The 20,526-nt window shown below is 59.7% G+C and carries 18 protein-coding genes and 7 pseudogenes; 12 read left to right on the forward strand and 13 right to left on the reverse strand.

Annotated elements, in window-relative coordinates:
• Positions 1-421: 421 nt before the first annotated feature.
• The 4 genes and pseudogenes from ACOIX3_RS09100 to ACOIX3_RS09115 all read left to right on the forward strand — a co-directional run.
• Positions 422-595, forward strand: coding sequence for a hypothetical protein (locus ACOIX3_RS09100; RefSeq protein ID WP_420969454.1), 174 nt, complete (start codon positions 422-424; stop codon positions 593-595).
• Positions 596-964 carry a reverse transcriptase domain-containing protein gene (locus ACOIX3_RS09105; protein WP_420969455.1) on the forward strand — a complete coding sequence of 123 codons (369 nt, stop codon included), beginning with the start codon at positions 596-598 and terminating at the stop codon, positions 962-964. It begins immediately after the preceding gene.
• A 136-nt stretch (positions 965-1,100) separates the two neighbouring features.
• Positions 1,101-1,559 carry a group II intron maturase-specific domain-containing protein gene (locus ACOIX3_RS09110; protein WP_420969456.1) on the forward strand — a complete coding sequence of 153 codons (459 nt, stop codon included), beginning with the start codon at positions 1,101-1,103 and terminating at the stop codon, positions 1,557-1,559.
• A 692-nt stretch (positions 1,560-2,251) separates the two neighbouring features.
• Positions 2,252-2,713 (forward strand): annotated as a pseudogene (locus tag ACOIX3_RS09115) (reverse transcriptase domain-containing protein); the annotation flags it as partial.
• A 9-nt stretch (positions 2,714-2,722) separates the two neighbouring features.
• On the opposite strand, the gene ACOIX3_RS09120 reads toward ACOIX3_RS09115, so the two are convergent.
• Together ACOIX3_RS09120 and ACOIX3_RS09125 are read right to left on the reverse strand one after the other, a co-directional pair.
• Positions 2,723-4,408: a recombinase family protein gene (locus ACOIX3_RS09120; RefSeq protein ID WP_420969457.1), complete on the reverse strand. Its 1,686-nt coding sequence runs from the start codon at positions 4,406-4,408 to the stop codon at positions 2,723-2,725.
• Positions 4,409-4,548: 140 nt separating this feature from the next.
• Entirely contained in the window at positions 4,549-4,821 is a 273-nt protein-coding gene (locus ACOIX3_RS09125; protein WP_420965994.1) for a ribbon-helix-helix protein, CopG family, read from the reverse strand.
• Between the two features lie 518 nt (positions 4,822-5,339).
• Here ACOIX3_RS09125 and ACOIX3_RS09130 point away from each other — a divergent pair.
• Both ACOIX3_RS09130 and ACOIX3_RS09135 read left to right on the forward strand, forming a co-directional pair.
• A pseudogene (locus ACOIX3_RS09130) lies at positions 5,340-5,474 on the forward strand (group II intron maturase-specific domain-containing protein); the annotation flags it as partial.
• A gap of 49 nt (positions 5,475-5,523) precedes the next feature.
• Positions 5,524-6,138 (forward strand): annotated as a pseudogene (locus ACOIX3_RS09135) (IS256 family transposase); the annotation flags it as partial.
• A gap of 316 nt (positions 6,139-6,454) precedes the next feature.
• On the opposite strand, the gene ACOIX3_RS09140 reads toward ACOIX3_RS09135, so the two are convergent.
• Positions 6,455-7,672, reverse strand: coding sequence for an IS110 family transposase (locus ACOIX3_RS09140; protein ID WP_420971692.1), 1,218 nt, complete (start codon positions 7,670-7,672; stop codon positions 6,455-6,457).
• A 262-nt stretch (positions 7,673-7,934) separates the two neighbouring features.
• Here ACOIX3_RS09140 and ACOIX3_RS09145 point away from each other — a divergent pair.
• Positions 7,935-8,176, forward strand: a pseudogene (locus ACOIX3_RS09145) (IS256 family transposase); the annotation flags it as partial.
• A gap of 724 nt (positions 8,177-8,900) precedes the next feature.
• Here the strand turns inward: ACOIX3_RS09145 and ACOIX3_RS09150 are convergent.
• Positions 8,901-9,152 carry a hypothetical protein gene (locus ACOIX3_RS09150; protein WP_420969458.1) on the reverse strand — a complete coding sequence of 84 codons (252 nt, stop codon included), beginning with the start codon at positions 9,150-9,152 and terminating at the stop codon, positions 8,901-8,903.
• Between the two features lie 387 nt (positions 9,153-9,539).
• Here ACOIX3_RS09150 and ACOIX3_RS09155 point away from each other — a divergent pair, with 387 nt between their 5' ends.
• Positions 9,540-9,923, forward strand: a complete 384-nt coding sequence (locus tag ACOIX3_RS09155; protein WP_420969459.1) for a hypothetical protein — start codon at positions 9,540-9,542, stop codon at positions 9,921-9,923.
• 551 nt (positions 9,924-10,474) lie between these two features.
• Here the strand turns inward: ACOIX3_RS09155 and ACOIX3_RS09160 are convergent.
• From ACOIX3_RS09160 to ACOIX3_RS09175, 4 genes are all read right to left on the reverse strand, one after another.
• Complete coding sequence (locus ACOIX3_RS09160; RefSeq protein WP_420969460.1) at positions 10,475-10,738, reverse strand: hypothetical protein; 264 nt, start codon at positions 10,736-10,738, stop codon at positions 10,475-10,477.
• A complete protein-coding gene (locus tag ACOIX3_RS09165) occupies positions 10,735-10,998 on the reverse strand; it encodes a tyrosine-type recombinase/integrase (protein WP_420969461.1) in 264 nt (87 codons plus the stop codon). Before ACOIX3_RS09165 ends, ACOIX3_RS09160 begins: the two co-directional genes overlap by 4 nt.
• A 46-nt stretch (positions 10,999-11,044) precedes the next feature.
• Positions 11,045-11,254 carry a hypothetical protein gene (locus tag ACOIX3_RS09170; RefSeq protein ID WP_420971693.1) on the reverse strand — a complete coding sequence of 70 codons (210 nt, stop codon included), beginning with the start codon at positions 11,252-11,254 and terminating at the stop codon, positions 11,045-11,047.
• Between the two features lie 353 nt (positions 11,255-11,607).
• Positions 11,608-12,006: a transposase gene (locus ACOIX3_RS09175; protein WP_420969462.1), complete on the reverse strand. Its 399-nt coding sequence runs from the start codon at positions 12,004-12,006 to the stop codon at positions 11,608-11,610.
• Positions 12,007-12,196: 190 nt separating this feature from the next.
• On the opposite strand from ACOIX3_RS09175, the gene ACOIX3_RS09180 reads away from it, so the two are divergent.
• Positions 12,197-13,630, forward strand: a complete 1,434-nt coding sequence (locus ACOIX3_RS09180; RefSeq protein WP_420969463.1) for an IS4 family transposase — start codon at positions 12,197-12,199, stop codon at positions 13,628-13,630.
• Between the two features lie 19 nt (positions 13,631-13,649).
• Here the strand turns inward: ACOIX3_RS09180 and ACOIX3_RS09185 are convergent.
• The 3 genes and pseudogenes from ACOIX3_RS09185 to ACOIX3_RS09195 form a co-directional block, all read right to left on the reverse strand.
• A pseudogene (locus tag ACOIX3_RS09185) lies at positions 13,650-14,116 on the reverse strand (ISNCY family transposase); the annotation flags it as partial.
• 88 nt (positions 14,117-14,204) lie between these two features.
• Positions 14,205-14,816: pseudogene (locus ACOIX3_RS09190) on the reverse strand (IS21 family transposase); the annotation flags it as partial.
• A gap of 895 nt (positions 14,817-15,711) precedes the next feature.
• Positions 15,712-16,440, reverse strand: coding sequence for a class I SAM-dependent methyltransferase (locus tag ACOIX3_RS09195; RefSeq protein ID WP_420969464.1), 729 nt, complete (start codon positions 16,438-16,440; stop codon positions 15,712-15,714).
• A 759-nt stretch (positions 16,441-17,199) separates the two neighbouring features.
• Here ACOIX3_RS09195 and ACOIX3_RS09200 point away from each other — a divergent pair.
• Positions 17,200-17,337, forward strand: a pseudogene (locus ACOIX3_RS09200) (helix-turn-helix domain-containing protein); the annotation flags it as partial.
• 110 nt (positions 17,338-17,447) lie between these two features.
• A complete protein-coding gene (locus tag ACOIX3_RS09205) occupies positions 17,448-18,167 on the forward strand; it encodes an IS630 family transposase (RefSeq protein ID WP_420969465.1) in 720 nt (239 codons plus the stop codon).
• A 230-nt stretch (positions 18,168-18,397) separates the two neighbouring features.
• On the opposite strand, the gene ACOIX3_RS09210 is transcribed toward ACOIX3_RS09205, so the two are convergent.
• Both ACOIX3_RS09210 and ACOIX3_RS09215 read right to left on the reverse strand, forming a co-directional pair.
• On the reverse strand, positions 18,398-18,595 hold the full coding sequence (locus tag ACOIX3_RS09210; RefSeq protein ID WP_420969466.1) for a hypothetical protein: 198 nt from the start codon (positions 18,593-18,595) through the stop codon (positions 18,398-18,400).
• A gap of 840 nt (positions 18,596-19,435) precedes the next feature.
• Complete coding sequence (locus ACOIX3_RS09215; RefSeq protein ID WP_420969467.1) at positions 19,436-19,609, reverse strand: hypothetical protein; 174 nt, start codon at positions 19,607-19,609, stop codon at positions 19,436-19,438.
• A gap of 240 nt (positions 19,610-19,849) precedes the next feature.
• Between ACOIX3_RS09215 and ACOIX3_RS09220 the strand changes: the two genes are divergently transcribed.
• Positions 19,850-20,488, forward strand: coding sequence for a transposase (locus ACOIX3_RS09220; RefSeq protein WP_420969469.1), 639 nt, complete (start codon positions 19,850-19,852; stop codon positions 20,486-20,488).
• The last annotated feature ends 38 nt before the right edge of the window (positions 20,489-20,526 follow it).

Raw genomic sequence — 20,526 nt, forward strand, 5'->3', positions numbered from 1 at the left:
CAAGACGGCGCCCGCCGGATGCGTACCATGCACCTGTCTGGTTCACCGGGGTAAAGGGCACGGCACGCTGGAGAGGTAGTGCGGGTAATCGGGGGAGACCCGTCTTGGTCGAAGATCGCGCCTTCAGCATCGAGTAGTCGATGGACCGGACGGGGGTCGGACAGGGTCGTAGTACTGATGAAACCGGGTAATTCCGGCGGAGCAAAGGACCCTGACTTAAGGTGCGCTTTTGAAGATGGCGAGGAAATGGGTCGATTGGCGATGAGCCTACAAACGCCCGATAAGATCAGGAGCCTGCAAGGCGAAGGCGGAGCCTGCCTTCCGCTTCTACGTGCTGTACGACAAGATCTGCCGCGAGGATATTCTGAGCCATGCCTACAGGCGGGCCCGCGCCAACGCGGGTGCGCCAGGAGTGGACGGAATGACTTTCGAGCAAATCAACGCGTCGGGACTCGAAGCATGGTTGGCCGGCCTGCGCGATGAACTCGTCACGAAGACTTACCGGCCCGATCCGGTGCGGCGGGTGATGATCCCGAAGCCCGGCGGTGGCGAACGTCCATTCAGTATTGCAACAATCCGGGACCGGGTCGTCTAAGTGGCCGCAAAGGTCGTGCTGGAGCCGATCTTCGAGGCGGATTTTGAGGGCGGCGCTTATAGATATCGCCCGCGTCGCAGCGCGGTCGATGCCGTCAAGGAAGTGCACCGGCTTGTGTGCCGGGGCTACACGGACGTTGTTGACACCGATCTGTCGAAATACTTCGACACGATCCCGCACTCGGACCTCCTCAAGTCGGTGGCCCGACGCATCGTCGGCCGGAATGTGCTGCGGCTGCTTAAGCTATGGCTGCGAGTACCGGTCGAGGAGCGGGATGCCGACGGGAAACGGCGCATGAGTGGCGGTAAGAGCAACAAGCGCGGCACGCTGCAGGGCGGTGTCGCCAGTCCGCTGCCCTCCGTCATCTAAATGAATCGGTTCCTGAAGCAGCGGCGTCTCAGCGGTCGGTGTGAAGCGTTCCGTGCTCAGCTTATCTCCTATGCCGACGACTTCGTCATTCTCAGCCGCGGCCACGCGGAGGGCATTGGCGTGGACGAGAGCAGTGATGACCAAGCTCGGGCTGACACTAAACGAGGCAAAAACCTCGGTGAAGAACGCCCGCTTGGAAAGCTTCGATTTCCTTGGGTACACACTGGGACCCCGCCGTTTCCCCAATGGGGGACGGTGGTATCTTGGCGCGGCACCGTCCAAGAAAAGTGTGCTGCGGATCAAGAGGAAGGTCAGCGAGCTGCTGACGCCGAGCAACAAAGGCGCTTGGCCCGAAGTACAAGCACGACTTAACCGCCTTCTGGGCGGCTGGTCCGCTTACTTCAGCTATGGCTCTCTTGCCACGGCTCATCAGGCCGTTGATCGACACGTCTTCGACCGCGTGCTCGCCTTTCTGCGCAGACGACACAATACGCCCGGCCGTGGCGTCAGACGATTCTCTCGTGAGATCTATGGGAACCCTGGCGTGCTTGTGCTGAACCGCGTGCGCAAAGTGTCGCCGACGTGTGCCTCGTGATGAAGCCTGTCGGAAAGCCGTATGCGGGAAAACTGCACGTCCGGTTGTGTGTCCAGCGAAGGCTGGCATGTTCAGCAGGAGACAAACCTGCCGGGGTAGAAGTCAGAGCCCCGTAGTTTGGATAGCAGAGGTGATGGAAACTGAAACTCTGAAGCCTATCGACAAAGTCTCCCCAGGGGAGGCTACGAGTCATCGGGCCGTAATAAAAGTGAACGCGTTGTGGCCTCGAAAGTGAGTATCCCCGAGGGCCGAGCCTTCAACCGGAGGGCGAAGGCCGCGTGAGCAACCGAAGACTGACCGATACGGTTGTTCACCTCGGCGGGGTGGAAGCGACAGCACGGTGACAAGGACATGCCGAGCAACTGGAGAAGCCCTCCTCGTCCCGACGCGAAATCGTCGGAGCAAGGTAGGCCGTATAACCGGCGAAACCGGGAAGTCGGCCGAAGACGAGAGGGTGGCGGCCGGGTCCGGAGTAGCTATGAAGCGGAGTAATATCCGTGGAGCCAAGGGACCCTGCCATTTGCAATGTCTCCAACATAGGGGAAGGCAAGGACGAGATGACAAAGGCGTCCATTGATTTGCAGGACCTGAGGCGGAGAATATACGTCAAGGCGAAGGCTGAACCGTCCTGGCGGTTCTGGGGACTATACGTCCACGTCTGCAAGATGGAGACCCTGCGCGCTGCGTATGAGATGGCCAAAGAGAACGATGGAGCACCGGGAATAGACGGCGTCACCTTCGAGGCCATTGAGACGCAAGGCGTGGAAGCTCTGCTCGAGCAGTTACGGGACGAACTGATCGGGCGCACCTACCAGCCACTTCCCGCGCGGAGGCAGGAGATACCGAAGGACGGGGGCAAAGTCCGCGTCCTCTCGATTCCGGCGATCCGCGACAGAGTGGTGCAAGGGGCGCTCAAGCTCATCCTCGAGCCTGTGTTCGAGGCTGACTTCCAACCGGGGTCGTATGGATATCGGCCCAAACGGACAGCACATGGCGCCATCAAGCGTGTGGCTGAAGCGATAGTCCAACGGAAGACGCGGATTCTCGACATTGACCTGCGGACCTACTTTGACAATGTCCGGCATGACCGGCTGTTGGAGAAAGTGGCGCGGCGGGTTGATGACGCGGATATCATGCATCTCCTAAAGATGATGCTGAAAGCCTCAGGCAAGAAGGGCGTTCCGCAGGGTGGTGTGATGGCTCCTCGAACGCAAAAGGTAACTTTGCGTAGCCGGCAGTGCAGCGTCCGCACTGCCGGCTGGCGGGCCGTCCCCCGGTGCCATGGGCAAAGGGATGCAGTGCCGGATGATGATCTTGTCGTCGCCGACGAGGATTTCCTTGACGAGAAGCCGCAGGACGCGCTGGCGTTCCAATACGTCGAGGGTTCCCGCCGACGACCGCAGTCGCGTAAGGAACGTGGCCAGCGTTTCAGCGAGGCGCAGGTAGGCTGCACGGTCGACTGACTGGTCGACGACCGCCTGCAGTTCGGCGTTGTCGGCTTGTTCGCGCCGCCGCAAGTTCGGCATGCGCTCGCGCAGTTCGTCCAGCGAGAGAAGGCCGTCCTGATAGGCGGTGAGCAAGCGATCGATGCTCTTGCGGATGCGAACGAGATCGCGGCGGAGAGCCTCCTCACGGCGTTTGGTCGGGTCGGCTTCTCGCGCCGCTGCGAGCCGTCGGTCGAGTTCGTTATGGATGAGTTCGGGATCTTCGAGCAGCCGCACGATTTCCGCCCAAACAACCCCGTCCAGAAGATCCTGACGCACTGGACGGTTGCTGCAAACGGGGCCGGATAGTTGCCGCCAAGCGTCTGAGCCGAGACATCGATAATAGTGGATCGCGCGTGCGCTCGATCGCGTCGATGTGCGATAGAGAGCGTAGCCGCACTTGGCGCAGCTTACGAGACCTTGCACGACGCTGGGCGTGACGGTCCGCCGCGGCGCATGAGTCTTGTTGGTCTCGAGCCGCTCCTGCGCGAGCGCAAAGGTCTCTTCGCTGACGATCGGCGGCACGGCGATCGTGATCCAATCCCCTCGCGGCTGCTCGTGGCTGGCGCTGTTGCGAGTGGCAATGCCGCCACGCATCCGTATTGGCCGCGTGATCCGTTGGCGCGGTGCAAGCGTCGTCTTACCAAAGCAGGCTTGGCCTTTGTACGCCGGATTTCGCAGCATTCCCCAAACCGTCGAGCGCTCCCACCGACCGCGTCGCTTGCAGGTGGGGATTGCCTGTTCGTTCAAGAGGCGAGCGATGGCGCCGATGCTGAGCCCCTGAACGGTGTATAGTTCGAACATCCACCGTACAATGCGAGCCTGCTCTTCGTCGATCTGGTAGTACGCAGCCGAGTGATCTGTCTTGCGGATAAAACGATACCCGAACGGAGCGCCGCTCAGTACGCTGACTTCGCCCTGACGAGCGCGATGTCGTTTGCCGCGGCGCGAGCGCTCCAGAATCTGGGCTCGTTCATATTCCGCGATCATTCCCTGGAACTGCACGAGCAATTCGTCCTCAGGCGTCGAACCGCGCGGCGCGCGCACAAACAGGGTCTCGACGCCGGCGCGGGCGAGCTCCTCGATCAAGAGAATCTGGTGCGCGTATCGTCTGCTCAACCGGTCGGGCGCATAGATGAGGACGGCCTCGATCAGCCCCTCGGCAGCAAGATCGCGCACCCGCTCAAGGCCGGGACGGATTAGGTTCGCCCCACTATAGCCGTCGTCCTCGAAGACCCACTCCTTCGGCACTTCGAATTGCCGCGCGCGGGCGAACGCAACCAGCGCCGCCGTCTGACTGGCGATCGTGTTCTCCTCCCTTTGTTTGTCCGACGATACACGAGCGTAAATTGCTGCCGTCTTCATCGTCTGCTCCCGTCACCTTTGCGCTGCCCACCACCCGGACCCGATCAGGAACCAGAATGTCGTAAGCCTGTTCGAGCTTGGCAGCGAGCAGCCGATCGAATGCGAACTCTAGATGGATGGCACGACGTATCGGTCGCTGCTCAACCATGCCTGCGCTTCACCACCAGGAAAGCCGCCACGGCCTGCCTGACGACCTCGCTTGTCGTGACGCCGCGCGCTGTTGCGTGAGCACGCAGACCGCGCGCGAGGCTTTCCGGCATTTTGAGCGTGATCGTAACCGAGTTCTCGGCCGCCAACGGCGGCGCACCCGCTCGCGCCAGTTCGAGGTAGCGATAGGCTTGTCGTCGCGACAAGCCAAACGTGCGCGATAAAGCCACAGCGGCCTCCGCCATGCCGATCTCGTCCGCGAGCAAGCGCCGCGCGGCTCTCAGTCGTTCGGCCTTTTGCACTCGCGTCGAACGAATCATCTGACATGTGGGTATTACCTTTTGCGTCTCAAATCAACCACGCACCGTCCACGCCAGCCCACAATCGCCCGTTCGAAGCGGAAGTTATCTTTTGCGTTCAGGGAGCCATGAGCCCGATCCTCGCCAACCTCTTCATGCACTACGCATTTGACCTCTGGATGGCGCGGACGTTCCCGGCTCTGAGGTGGTGTCGGTATGCGGATGACGGTTGGTACATTGTCGGAATGAGATGGAGGCGCAAAGCGTTTGCGAAGCGCTCCAGGCTCGGCTGGCGGAGTGCCGCCTGGAATTGCATCCTACGAAGACGAGGATTGTCTACTGCAAGGATGATCAACGCCGCGGTAAAAGCGAGACGGTCATGTTTGACTTTCTTGGTTATTGCTTCCGGCCACGATCGGTCCTGGGGCCGCGTTCGCAGAAGATGTTCCGTGGGTTCAGCCCAGCGGTCAGCAAGCCAGCACGCCATGCGGGCGACGGTCCGAGGCTTGAAACTTCGCAGGCAAACGACGGTGACGCTGGACGATATTGCTCGCGAGCTAAACCCGATGGTTAGGGGGTGGATCGCTTATTATGGGCAATACAGCCGCTCAGTGCTCTATCCGCTGGCACGCTACATCAACCAGACGTTAGCTATTTGGTTGAAGCGAAAGTACAAGCGCTTCCATCCGCCTGAAGGACGGCTGGCTCGACGAGCACGCCGCGTGACAGAAGCGCGATCTTCCGGCCAAGCGCTACGTCTACATCTGGGGTCGATGGCATTCATCTCCAAGCACCCCTTGAAGACGAAAAGCAGTGCATCCTGGCGCTGATCGGCGCGACGCCGGAAGGCCGCAAGGAACTGGTCGGCTTCACCGATGGCGCCCGCGAGAGCGCGCACGACTGGGGCGATCTGCTGCTCGAGCTGAAGCGGCGCGGGCTCGACGTGCCGCCGCGGCTCGCCATCGGCGATGGCGCACTCGGGTTCTGGAAGACCGCCGGCAAGGTCTGGCCGAAAACGCGCGAGCAGCGCTGCTCGGTGCACAAGACCGCGAATGTGCTCGCCAAGTTGCCGAAGAGTCAGCAGCCGAAGGCCAAACGCGCGTTGCAGGAGATCTGGATGGCCGAAACTAAGGCCGCGGCCGAGCTGGCGTTCGACGCCTTCATCGAGAGCTACACGCCCAAATATGAGAAGGCGGCCGACTGCCTGAGCAAGGATCGGGACACCCTACTGGCGTTCTACGACTTCCCGGCCGAGCACTGGAAACACCCTGCGGACGACGGATGAGATGGACAAGCGATTTTTTGACCGAGACGACAATTGCGGAAATCGCGGCACGTCCATTCTTTTGTTCGGCCGCGCCGCAGGTCATTCTTCCGTCCCGGCCATCAATCTTGCAGCCGCCGCGCGCAGGGGCGGTCAAGGCTGGCCGCACTTGCGGCCACCGCAAGGCTTGGCCTTGACCGGCCCGAGCACGGTGGCACGCTGCATGGAACGGGCCTGGCTAGGCTGGAAGTTGCCGTCAGCTGCGATTATGGTTGTCGGGCGCGGGCGACCTCGTGGCGAAGCGTGACGCGTCGGCTGCAAGCGTCACCAGACTGCCTATGTTGTCTTGCCGAATTGAGGCGCCCGCTCGCCCGCTCTTGGCCGCCGCGCTTTCCATTGCGACACGAATTGTTCGTAGTTTCGCTCCGCCTGGGCGGCAATCACCATCTCGTGGTCGCGCAGCGCCTTGATGTTGTAGGCGTAGGCAGGTCCACGCCGGTTACCTTTCTGTTGCGGATGTCCGGCTTGAAGTTGCATTGCGCGGGTCTTGTTGGCGACCAGCGCTGGGCGCGCCCACAGGTAATCTTCGCCCTTCGTCAGCAAATGCCAGCAGAGCACCGTGAGCTTGCGAGCCACGGCCACCGCGGCGACCTGATGGCCACGCCGGGCGCGGATCCGGACGAAAAAAGCATGCAGTGGACCGGGCGCCTTGGCCGCTGCCCAGGCCGCCTCGACCAGCATGGCGCGCGCGTGAGAGCGGCCGATTTTGCTGATGCGACCGTGGTGGGCCGCTCCCAGCCCCGACTGCCGCACCCGCGGGTTCAGCCCGAAATAGCTCACCAGCTTCTGCGGGCTGTTGAATCGGCTGATGTCGCCGATCGCCGCCACGATCCCGGCGGCGACCGCCAGATTGACGCCGGTGATTGTCATCAATCTATTGACCGCGGGATCGTCCATTGCGTCCTGCGCGATCTCGCGGTCGAGCAGGGCCAGGTCTTCCGCCAACCGGTCAAGCTCACGGACGTGCCGATCGATCGCTGCGCGTTCATCGTCCGGCAACTGTTGAGCGGCCAACCACGCCCGGCCGCGGGCGTTGAAAAGATCGGCATGCGGGCACTTCGGGATCAGGTGCGCGTGCAGGATCGAATGCACCTCGTTCTTGAGCCGCGTGCGATGCCGCACGACCTGGTAGCGCCGCGCCACCAGCCGACGCTTGCGTTCGGTCTCCGCGTCCGGCGTCCAGATCTGCGGCAGATACCCGGCCGCCTGCAGACTGGCGAGCGTGCCGGCATCGATCTTGTCGGTCTTGACGTGAGCCTGGGCGATCGCCTTCACCTGCAGCGGATTGGCGATAATCACCCGCGCCACGAACGGCGCCAGAACCCGCGACACCGCCATGCTGTTGGCGGTCGCTTCGACCACCACCTCATCACTGGCCAGCAGGCTCTTGCCAAATCCCTCCAGCGCAGTCCGTGTCATATCAATGCGGCCCGCATGTCGGAGCCTGCCGTCTTCCCAAAACACCACCTCCCCGAAAGTTCGGTGGACGTCGATGCCAATCACCCGTCGCATTTGCACCTCCTGCTTGACACATGACGGGAGCTGCGGGCGACACGACAACTACGGATTCGCGCTCTCGGCGCAACCGGGCGAGTCGCAGAGGCGGCCAGCTACTAACTCGAGCTCTCGGCTCATCGTGTGTATCGGCCTGCCCGCACCTTCGTGCTCCCGGTGCCTCTGTCCCGATGGTCGCACCATACGCTACGGTGTTAGACACCGCGGCAGAACGTTGGCACCGACACATCTCATACCGGTTACCAATCCCATCGAAAGCACCTTCGCTACCGTGCGCCACCGCACGATCCGATCGAAGGGTTGCCTGTCCAACAGGACGGCGCTCGCTATGGTCTTCAAACTGCTTGAGGCCGCGCAGAAAAGCTGGCGTCCTCTCGATGGCCACAACCAGTTGCCAAAACTCGTTCTCGGTGTGACATTCAGCGATGGGATCGAGTCATCGCTAAACCGACTGACTGTCAGCCTACAACCGCAGCCGCCTGACCGGCCAGGCCGTCACCAAAATTTAGCGATAGCTCAAGCAGCCGATCCGCTGCTCGCTATGAAGCCGACCGGACGCTCTCTCTGATGCTGCTGAGCGCGCCGTACCGTTCGCGGCTTTCGGAGCAAATGATCTAAGCTAACCAACAGGCTCGCGCGCGGCGTTCGGTTCCGCAGAAACTTTGGAGTCCTTTGACCAATAGTTCCGTCCCGAGGTCTCGTGTTATCTCTCACCGCTGGACTGTCGGCGAGACGCCAGCGTAGGGAAAACTTCATTCCTCGCCGAAAGGCGCAGGATTCTGTAGGGCCACATCAGTTAAATTCCAACTTGAGAGACCGTATCTCTTTTCGAAAGGCGGCGGCCATTCTTGATCTCTGACGTGGCGAGATTTCATCGGAGCCACCGATCGATGATTATGCCGAGATACATTCCGCCAACGACAAAGAACTCATGGCTTTCACGGGAGGAAGATCGGACATAACCCAAAGCGGCGGTGCGCTCGGTATATGTTGCAGTCACAGAATACTCCGCAGACCATGTGCGGATCGCTCAGCCATCCTACCACTTTCCCATTTCCAACCATTTCCCGACCTGTTCGGGGCATTTGGACCAAGAATGTCGTCTTTGGTGGTGAACACAACAAATTGGAAGCCGCCCACATAAGCGCGGCAAAGGAGTTGGTGGGTGAGGGCGCAGTTGCGATTACGAGCAACTGTGGGTTTACGCTCAAGTTCCAGAGACGAACAGCCTTTTCTCGAGCGCGTCGTCCGTCAGCTCTCCAGGCAACGGCCAAGTCAGTCCCGCCGCCGCTGCGCGCTTGAGATTGTCCTGGACGGTGCTGCGCGCCACGTCCAGCGTCAGCGCGATGTCGCGGGTGCTCGTCCGGCCTCCGGCAAGTCGGAGCATTTGGCGTAGTTGTCTCGTGGTCAGCCTTCTCTTTGCCAGCATGACGAATCCTTTGTTCAAAAGGATCGTCATGCCAAAGTTGCTGACCCAGGCGTCTCTCTTCAGCCCTTCAAAATGGCCGGATATTGATCGGAATCGTGGCCCAGTAGCACTTCGCGTGCACCGCCGAATTCAGGTCCTCATAGCCTCCACTTACAAGATCGCTTTTGATCGCGGAGATCCAGCCCTCGACAAGTGTCGCGCCGTCAGGTCAGGGCAGACCCGCTCGCGGCTGATTTCAGCAAATACGAGGGCCGAAATGCAGAATTTCAACAAAAGCGTCGCCACTATCGGTCATTTCAACTTTAACGGTCAGTCTACTATGCAGAGAGACCTGGAAGTGATGCCGAAGCGACCGTTACTGACAATACCCGGAGTTCTCCGACTATCGAACCAGCCAATCAACTCACTGTGAGGACCATGAGCGCATTCACAAAAACTATCCTATTCACGGACACTGACGGCCGCTCGCGGTTTCGCGAGGAGGCAATCGACCTCGCCGAAGGAACGCGGCAAATGCAGTTGTCGCCGGTCTTCGCCAGCAGCGGGTATCGACTGCGTCAAAGTCCTGTGGGTTTCAACTACGACTTTCATTGTTCGAGTAGCCCGATGTGGGTTGTGATTCTGCGCGGGCAACTGGAAATCACCTTGCAGGATGGCAGTTCTCGACTCTTCAAGCCTGGCGACTGCTTCCTTTCGGAAAATGTGGTGCCGCCCGGCGCGGACTTCGATCCACACGTGCATGGGCACGCCTCACGTCAGGTCGGCTCAGATCCGCTGGTCACGATGTTTGTGCGCCTCTGAGCCGATTGCCGCTCTTCTGAGAAGGCGTCGCTTCAACGACTGTTGCGAAAAATAATGGAAATGCGGCGAGGGCACTATGAAAACAGTTTTGCAGACTCCAGATCCTGTCATTGGCACTTGGAAACTGAATCTAGCCAAGTCCGACCTAAGCCCGGACTCGCAATGGCAGTCACTTACACGCATTTATAGTGTGGATTCCGCGGGGGGCATAAACAACACGAATGTGGCAATCGAAGCCGATGGGTCGCATTACGTCGAGTCGATAGTCAATTGCAGATACGACGGAAGTGATTGCCCGATTAGATTTGCCCCCGGGTTCGACTCTATGTCTGCAGAGCGAGTAGACCGCAATCAGGTGACTTTTACATGCAAAAAAGCGGGCATGGTTGTGGGGACTGGCACCCGAGCGGTGTCGGTCGACGGAAAAACCCTGACGGTGCAGTTCGATTATACGGATGGCCAGGGTGTCTCCCGTCACAGAGTGGGAGTCTACGACAGGCAGTAGAAGCTGCGGTGCGGCGGCAGCGCTCTGAGGGTGCGAGATCTCTGGCTCAGTGTGATCTTGAGACAGGAAATTCGTAGAATCGGCGGAGCACGCCGTGACGGACGGCGCGACTGTTGGCGGCGCCGCCGAACGACGGGACGAAGTCCAGCGCCTTCTGTCCGGGTGGCGGGCTACCCGGTTGACAGAACTCGACGTAGCGAACGATAGCCCGCAGCGTGCCGGCTTGCTTGTTGAAGGCGTAGCCGAGGGAGCGGCGCAGCTCGATGTAACGCTCGACCTTGTCGCCGAGGAATGCGGCGAAAGCGGTCATGCGGCGCCTCCCGGAAAGGGGAGCGCGACCTCAGCGAGCTGCGAGGCAGCGACCTTCACGTACAGCGCCGTTGTGTTGATGCTTTGGTGCCCTAGAAGATCGGCAACCTCGTTGATCGGCCTTCGTCGCCCGACGAGCTGGATGGTTAGACTGTGGCGCAGGAGATGTGCGCCTCCGACGCGACCGAGCTCGATCCCACCATGCTGCAACCGCTTCCGCACGATCCTCGAAACAGACGACGCGTACTTGAATGCTCCCACGGGCGGCGTGAAGGGTATCCATCCGAGCTAGACCGCGGACAGAGGCTCACCGATCCCGCCGCTTGAGGAGATCAGGATCTTCCTTATGCATCCTGATGAGCTCGGTCAGGTTTTCGATGCCGAAGGCGGTGAACGCCATGACCTGGTCGTCCCCTATGCCGTAAACCCAGATGACGCCATCCTCTGTGTCCATTCCGTTGGCTACGTCCCAGAGCCAGTCCTCGTCTTCGCCGAGGTCTTTTGCGACGCGACCAATGGTGAAGACGGCATAGACCTTGTTGACGTGCGATCCATCTCGGCGCCGTGCGCGCCGTCACGAAGGCGCTTAAGCTCGCCGCGGTACGAAAAATAGAACGCGAGCATTGTGCCCCTCCGGCGTTACGGCGCAGGGGGATCCCGCGTCCGCACGAGAGGCACGAAATATTATGTGGCGGAGGAATCCAGCCGTGGCCTGCCCTGGTTGGCGTTAAGGCGCCTCCGCCACACAATCGTGCCCGACACATAAGAATGGATCAGTCCCATCGTCTTGCACCAGAGCCATCAAGCCGGTCGCCTCCTTGCGGAAGTCAACCGGCATGCTCGCTACATAAACCTGCACGCCGGCCGGGATCATGCCTTGCGCACCGCCCGGATCACATCGGCAAGCCGGTTAGGCTCGACGTCCCCGCTGGCGCGCACCACTACATCGCCGATAGCAATTTCGACCATGTTGCTCCGCGCCGCTTTAAAGCGCGCAAACTTGACCGGCCCGCTCGCCGCTGCTGCCAATGGCACCATCACGCCAGAGCCCTTCGCTTTGCGACGCCACGCAAAAAGTTGCGACGGATCGAGCCCATTGGACCGCGCAATCGCCGACACATTCGCTCCGGCGACCAGCGTCCCTCCGACGATCCTGGCCTTCTCCTCATCCGACCAGGACCGGTAACTGCGCGCCGGACTGCTCGACAGCCGCACAGGGCCTTCCGTGAGAACTTCGAAGCTTCTGCTATCAGACATACGTTCGCTCACAGGAGGCTCCGGACAAATCACAAGGAAATCCTGCGATATTCGACCACGCCGCGCTATGTGGGGTCTCGTACCTTTCAATTACCCACATTTGACGTCGGATTTGAGCGAGGCGCCGCGGGCGAAATCTTGAATCGGTAGAATCTGTTGTAATTCGTTGTTGAGCACCTGATTCGGAAGCGTGGGGTGCTCGATGGGCTTGGTGAAGGAACGCGCGGGGGCGCGTGCTCAGCGATTGACGACCGGTATCGAGACGTGGGTTGATCGGGAAGTTGCGGGATGCGAGTTTAAGGATGAGCGGCTTGGTCGCCGGTTCTGCAAATTGCTCGCACAAATCGGGAGCGACATGGGTCAAAGCATCCCGCTGGTTTGTCAGGATTGGGCCAACACGAAGGCCGCCTATCGCTTCTTCTCCAACGAACGGGTCGACGAGGCGGATATTCTTTGCGGTCATTTCGAGGCGACGCGGGGGCGCGTAGCGGCAACGGAGGGACCGATCCTCGTCCTCCATGACACGACGGAATTCAGCTTCAAGCGCGAGAAGCCGGATCTGATCGGCTTTACGGGCAAGACGGCAGGACGCACGCAGTGCGGCATCCTGATGCATTCGAGTCTCGCCGTGACGACCGAGGGGCTTCCGCTCGGACTGTCGGCAATCAAGTTCTGGACCCGCAAGAAGTTCAAGGGGACGACGGCGCTGAAGCGAAAGATCAATCCGACACGGGTGCCGATCGAGCAGAAGGAGAGCATCCGCTGGCTCGAGAATTTACGGCAATCGACCGACCTTCTCGCCGCCCTTGGACTATGCCTTCATATTGGTGATCGCGAGAGCGACATCTATGAGCTGTTTTGCCTGGCGGAGGAGGCCGGAACGCATTTCCTGGTGCGAACCTGTGTTGATCGGCTTGCCGGGGACGGCAATCATACAATTGCCGACGAAATGGACGAGGTTACGATCAAGGGCCTACATCGGATCAAGGTCAAGGACGACAAAGGCGATCCCGACGACGCCGTTCTTGAGATCAGGTACCGCAAGATACGAGTCCAGCCGCCGATTGGCAAACAGACGAAATATCCCGCACTCACTCTGACCGTGATCCATGCTCAAGAGCGGGGAAGGCCGAAACGGCGAAAGAAAATCGAGTGGAAGCTTCTCACCGATCTCCCGGTCCAATCGCGCAAGGACGCCATAAACAAGATCGAATGGTACGCCTTGAGGTGGAAGATCGAAGTCTTCCACAAGATCCTCAAATCGGGCTGCAAAGCAGAGGACTCAAAATTGCGAACCGCTGAGCGTCTGGTCAATCTGGTCGCGGTCTTCTGCATTGTGAGTTGGCGCGTCTTCTGGATGACGATGCTCAATCGCTCCTCGCCGAATGCCGTACCGCAAATGGCGCTGACAGATCCCGAAATCAGGCTTCTTGATCATTTGGTGAAAGACAGGGGTGGTGATTGCTCTCGACGAAGCACGCTCTCGCACTATGTCGTCAAGATCGCGCGGCTCGGAGGATACTTGGCCCGAGCCAACGATCCGCCTCCAGGAAATACCGTGATCTGGCGCGGACTATCGCGGCTGAACGACATCGAACTTGGATCCGCAATCGAGGCAACAATTATGGGTAATTGAAAGGTCTCGTACGCGCTTACGTCCGTACCGGGATGCTCCGTCGACAATGCGCTCGCCACTGGCCGACGGCGCTGACGCCCACCCTCCTGTCCGATCTTGCCCAGCGCCCGGTCGATCGTCGACGCGCTCATCACCAGCAGATTCGCGCGGATTTCAGGCGCCAGGCCCTTGTGGCCGTTCCGTTCCATCGACTCGATAGGTAGCGGCAGCAGCGCTTTCAGTCTCTTGCCGCAAATCCGGTCCGAGGCCTCCCAAAGAACGACCAACGCATTGCGTTCAGCTTGCTCGTAAATCCGGCGACAGGTGCGCCGAACCGAGGATTGCTCAATATCGCTTCGGAGCAGGCGCATCGCATGATTTCGGTGGAAGCCCGTCACTACCACAAACTCGTCGAGAATTCGCGCCCTCTCCGCGCGGTTCGCCTCTCTGTAACGCTGCTCCACAGCGGCCGTCAGTTCTTCAAGTCGCCATGCTCAGTTGCCTCATTATCGCCCCCGCAGTCCCGTCTCACTGGGGAGCAAATTACGTGAGGCAACGGCCCGCATTCAGGAACATTTCAGGCGGCGCAATGCGTCGCGGTCGTCATATTGTCGTCGATGCCGCGGCTGCAGCTGCCCTTGAACAGGCCGAACGCCCGGTCGTGGGCGTCGAATCCCATCTCCTGCGTCTCCCGCGGATAGGCCCGCACGAACAGCATGTGGCTGTGGCAGAGGCGGACATGGCCGACCTTCACCATTACCTTGATGCCGCTCAGCAGGACCACCTCGTGGCTCCAGTCAAACTGGTACGCTTCGCCCGGCGCAAAGCTCAGCGGGACATAAGCAGCCGCGGTCGATTGCCCGCGTTCTTTGCTCCGCGGCCTGGCGTAACGTCGCACGGCATCGTAACCGCCGTCATAGCCTCAGCCGCGCAGCTCTTCGAAAATCCGAATCAGCGTCAGTTATTCACGAGCCGGTTTGGTCGCGTTCGCCGCCAGCAGCCTGCCGAGCTCCGATGTCCACCGCCCCAGCTTTGGTCGCGGCTACACCTGCCGCTCGTACTCGAAGGAGGTCTCTCCCGACCTCAGCACCTTCCGGTCCGTGTTCCGCGACACCTTCAGGTCACGGGCGATCTCCTTGATCGTCTCGTCCTTGATAAAGTGCTCGCGCCGAATCCGCGCGATCGGATCAGGCGATGAAGGCCAAATCCCGTCGGCCCGGCCTCGTTCATGCGCAGCCGAGCCGGCAATCTCTTTTTTCGGAATGGAGGCGAGGTGAACATAAGCGGCCGCCGCCGAGTAGACGTTATTCAGTCGGGCGTCATCAGGATACACAACACATCCGTGGCTCCTCAAGTGATGAACTCGCAAATCATCCCTATCTAGTTCGATCGGAGAACGCGATTGGGGCTGCTACCGGTGAGTTCCACGTGACTGGGATGAGGCGCCCGTCTGTGTTGCGGGCGAGGCCAAAACTGGCTGGCACCGAAAGAGCAAGCTGGCCGAGAGCGGCGGCCCAGCCGCGTCACGGGTCCAGCGCTTGAACACGACCTAAACCCTCCCGCCTTCGCAGCAAGACGATTGAAGTTCCTTCCGAAATCGGGGTCGTAATCTCGTTATCGACACTAATCGAGCCGGACAGAAACAAGTATGTCCATCATGACTTTTCACTGGTGGTCTCCTCCTTAAGAATGAGTTTACACCGAGAGGACTCTGCGACGACGATGCACGAGTTGCAGCGCTGCTGAATTGCTTGAGTGACGTTGCATCTTCATGCAAGTGGCCGATCGAAATCCATGGCGTGATCAGTCCATCAACTTCCTGGAAGAGAACGATACCTATGAGGACATCGACTACGCCCCAATGGCGTGCCCGGCGACGCGATCTACGGTGGTTGGGCGATGCCAATCGCGAGAACAACGCGCAGGAGATTTACGTCGTGATGTCCGGCGAGGTAATGCCAATACATCTTCTACGGAGCGCTCCCGCGACATCGAATGAGTTGGCGCAAAATAGCTCAACTCGGCTCAAGGTGAGTGAACCCGACCTGTCACACGCGGATTACTGACTTTACGATCCAGATTGTGACGTCGCTGGGGCCGCTTTACCTTCCGTTGCGCGGGATCAATCTCGCCAGGCTACGGTCGCCGTTAGGCTCCAGCGCCTCAACCCGCCCGAGCGTAAACACCATGTACGAGAGCTGGGCGAAGGGTGCGCGTGCAAACTCGATGGCGGCGAAGCTCGCCCGCAATAGCGGATTCAGCGGATGATAGCACGCCGGACGTTGCGCCGAGATTTCGATGAGGCCCAATCGGCGCATGGCGTCGAGCACTGCCAAGCTCCAGTACGATGGGACTTGCCTGTATGAGAACGAGACGACGCCAAGACCACTCTGTTCCGCCAAGTCCGTAAAGCTCAGGCGGTTGAACAGTATGAAATGACGCGGCGTGTGATAGCCGCCCCACGAACAATGCCGGAACAGTCGTGCATCGAGCGCATCGAAGTTTGGCGTCATGATCAGCACGCGGCCGTGAGCAGTGAGGAGTCCTTCGATACGACGTAACACGAGCGCGGGGTCGCGTACATGCTCGATCAAACCGAGCGCTAGGACCAGATCGAATCGTCGATCCGTCTCGAACTGCTCGATACGACCGATATAATAGGCGTGTCCGCGTGCGACCGCCTGAGCTCGCGCGCCCTCGTCCAGATCGACACATTGCGTGAAGCTTACCCGCGGTGAACAGGACTTGACCTGGTCGAGTATCCAACCGCTGCCGCCACCTATATCTAGGACGCTAAGCCGATCGCCTGGGACGGAGGCCAGCAGTTTCACTAGAAGCCGGTCGAGCGACCGGTTTTTTTTTAGACGCGTAGGAGTAATAATTCTTCGGATAGATCTCTCCGAGACGATCCCACAGCATCGGGACGATGAACAGGACATCGCACCTGTGGCATTTGTGGAAAGAATAGGTGCGGTCGGACGTATGGTACTCGATGTCGTGGGCATCGGCGTACCAACTTGTATCGGTACAGCCTCTGATCGGGCATGCCGGTGACGAGCTGTCCTTCGTCACCAACGTCCCCAACAGGTCGTCGTCGATCTTTGCATTCCAATTCATAGCACGCCTCCAGCTAAAGTCTTGCACGATCCGAAAAATGTGTACCGGCTTTGTCAGTTGCAAACCCTCGGGCTTGACCGAAGGACGATGCTCACTCGTGAAGCTTCTAACTGACCTGAGCCCCTTCATCTCCTCCAAGAACGGGTAGGTTTTTTGCAGCGCAACCGAACTTTAGTGCCACCAAGACGACCGATTCCATGAAGCCTGCGGTCATGGAGCAGGCTGAATTGGTGGAACGGACAGGTTGTTAACGGATTCCTCGTTTGCGGTCGGCGAAACGAGGAGCTGTAGCATGGCAGGATGGCGGCGAGCCGTCGAATTGGCAATGAGTGACGAAGAGATAGCGACCTTGCCGGCTCTTTCGCGGTCGAGGACTGAGCTGGCGAGCCGGGTATCGCGAGCGCAGATGCTGTTGGCGTATCGGGAGAATCCTTCGTTCTGCGCGGTGGAGACTTGGGGTCCATCATCAGACAGTGCAGCGCTGCGTCGACCGAGCACGGGCCGATGGCCCACTGGCAGCCCTTGATGATCGTCCACGACCGGGCAAGGAGCCAACGATCACGCCTGAGGCCAAAGCCTGGTTGGTGTCATTGGCATGCGACAAGGCCAACGACCACGGTTATCCGCATAAGCTGAGGACGACGCGTTTGCTGACACGTCATGCACGCGAGCGCGCACCGGCGGCGGGCATGCGGGTTTGGCCCGCTTGGTCCAGGGAACGGTGTACAAGATCCTCGGCCAAGAGGAAATCAAGCCGCACAAGGTGCGCTACTATCTTGAAAATCGCGACGCCGAGTTCGAACAGAAGGTGGCGGAGGTCTTGTGCGTCTATCGTGAGGTCGAAATCCTGAAGAAAGCGTCTGCCAAGGGAAAGCGGCGGAGGAAGTCGGTGACGATCGTCTCCTGCGACGAGAAGCCGGGAATCCAGGCCATCGCAACGACGGCGCCGGATTTGCCGCCCAAGCCGGGCGTCTACACCTCCTTTGCGCGCGACCATGAATACAAACGCCATGGCACGCTCAGCCTGTTGGCTGGGATTGATCTGCTCACCGGCAAGGTCCACGCCCTTGTCAACGATCGCCACCGCAGTCGAGAGTTCGTCGAATTCCTCAAGCTTATTGACGCCGCCTACCCGCCGAACACTGCGATCAAGTTGATCCTCGATAATCATTCCGCGCGCATATCGAGAGAAACCAGAGCTTGGCCCGCCACGCGACCAAGCGGGCGCTTCGAGCTCACCTTCACCCCCAAGCACGGCTCTTGGCTCAATCTCATCGAGGGCTTCTTCTCCAAATTCGCCCGTTCGGTTCTGCGCCATATCCGGGTGGCCTCAAAACACGAACTCAAGGAGCGCATCGTGGCTGGCATCGGCGACATCAATCGCCATCCGGTCATCCACACCTGGCCCTACAAACTCGCCGAGGTCGCAAGAAAACGCTGACCTAGAATTAAGTGTTTAAATCTCGAGGCGTTCATCATCTGTCGCGCCTCCCAGCCGAGGGGATTCGACAGCGAAAACTCTAGCCAAAAGAGGTCCAGTTTGTCGGCCTCAGATCAGTACTGAAGGGAATGGGCTAGCGAAAGAAGTTAAAAAGCCATAGCCACCATGATCAACACGATCATGCCGGCCGGTGCGCGCGCCGCGTGCTTCGAGGCGGCGGCTCATCTGATCTAGAGTGAATCCAGACCGAGCTTGCGGAGGAGTTCGTGAGGCCCCTCTTCGAGATGAAGCGTCTCGTTGTCCACGGAAGTGTAGAGCCGCGACTTACCGCCGACCTTCCCTGTGTTTTTGACGATGGCGCTAATGCGCTCCCCGTTCAGATAGACCAGCTGCCTGTTTCCCGCGGTTGTCGCCTGAATGAACTTCATCCGATCTCCGATAGCCCAAATCGAAACGGATCGCCTGCCGGGAATGGCTGGAACCTTGATGCGCGCTGGGAAGCCCGTATCTCCGGGACCTCATGCGAGTTTTGCCGTTGGGACGAAGCAACGCGTGCGACCTATCCAGTCGAAGTGGCGCGGCTTCGTGTCTCGCGTTGCTTTCTTGGCGCAAATCAATACGTGCGTGGCTATAGTATCCTGCTGCTTAATCGACACGCAGTAGAACTTTACGACCTGGATAAAACCGTGCGGCGCGCCCTCACCGAAGACATGGTCGATGCCGGGCTAGCGCTCGGGCGCGTGCGAAAGCCGATCAAGATGAATTTCGAGTTGCTCGGCAACGTAATTCCACATCTCCACTGTCACCTCAAGCCGAGTCGCCATCATGATCGGCCGGGTCACGCACGCATTTTCCGAGCAGCTCTGGCAAGTGCTGCTGAAGAAATTAGAACGACTGGCCGGAGAGCTAAGATCCGAGTTACCGAATTAACGGAGACGGCTGTGCTGGGTTGAAACGGCGGTCTGACCTTTCAGCGGGGGGGATCGGGAGTGATCTAACTCCCGAGAATAGCAACGAGTTGCCTTTCGTTTTGGGCATAGCCACCAAAGATGTGCAAGTCGTGGTGAATCGGGCAGCCAAGTTCGTGAGCACAGCTTCTCGCGCGAGGCGCCGCCACTGCGGATTGGCCTAGCCACACCCGGATGCGCTCCAACTCTGCCCAAACAGGTGCTGCTCAGCCGACGTGACCAGCACTTTAGTTCGCCTGAGAGAAGGTGCAATCAAGCGGCGCTCAGATCGGGTATCTCCGAGCTTTATTTTGTGAGAGGTCAAGCGATTCGCCCGACTGGACGGGCGAAGGCGCTCGCGAGCTCATTTAGCCCGAACTTCTCGCGCAGGGTTGTGCCGACATACTCGTCTTGAGACAGGCTGCGCGAGTGAATGAGGATCGCGTCGGCACCCGCCGCGGCGTAGACGCTGGCGCGCAGAATAGCGTCGTCCATTCCGTGGCCGGCTATCAACGCTGAAGTGGACCCCGGATTTTGGACCGGCGGCTTAGGTGGTGCGGATGCCGTTCCGTTTTGATAAACGGAGCGGACCATGAAGAAGACAAGACGGAAAATCGATGCGGCGCTGAAGGCAGCGATCGCCTTGGAAGCGCTGCGAGAACAATCAACGGTAACTGATCTGGTGTAGGGACTGGGCAAGATTCTCTGTTTCGGCAAATGAAGGTACGATTTGGCATGACAAATCGTACCTTCAAGACCGGTGTCAGCTGGGATCAGACCAGCTTTCTGCCGCCGCGTGTGGAAGATTATGTGGCTGGCGACAATCCGGTTCGAGCGATCGAAGCTTTCGTTGCAGCGCTTGATCTTTCGAATCTTGGCTTCCGCCATGCCGGATCGGGTGGCGGTGCTGGACAGCCGCCTTACGACCCGGCCGACCTGCTGAAGCTCTATCTTTATGGCTACCTCAACCAGATCCGGTCATCGCGCAGCCTGAAGCGCGAGGCTGTTCGCAATCTGGAACTGATTCGGCTGATGAAGCACCTTGTGCCCGGCTATCGCACCAATGCCAAGTTCCGTCAGGAGAACTGGAAGGCGCTCAAGGCGGTAAACCGGGAGGTCGTGCTGATGCTGTGCGAACTCGGTCTGTTTGGCGGAGATGTTGTGGCGATCGACGGTGCATTGTTTGACGGCAACGCCAGCAAGGCGAGCATCAAGACGCAACGCAAGCTCGCCAAGCGGCTGGCTGAGATCGAGCAGGCGATTGAGGCCTATGGTGCTGCGCTCGAGGCCAACGACAGTGCCGAGGTGGAACGCCCGGCTGCAGGGCAGGATGCGAGGGCAGGGGGGACGTTGCGCAAAAGGTGGCGACCTTGATGGCCAAACGCGCAAACTTGCAGGCCGATCTGGCACGA

The sequence above is a fragment of the Bradyrhizobium sp. B120 genome, from assembly GCF_049075665.1.
Classification (GTDB): Bacteria; Pseudomonadota; Alphaproteobacteria; order Rhizobiales; family Xanthobacteraceae; genus Bradyrhizobium.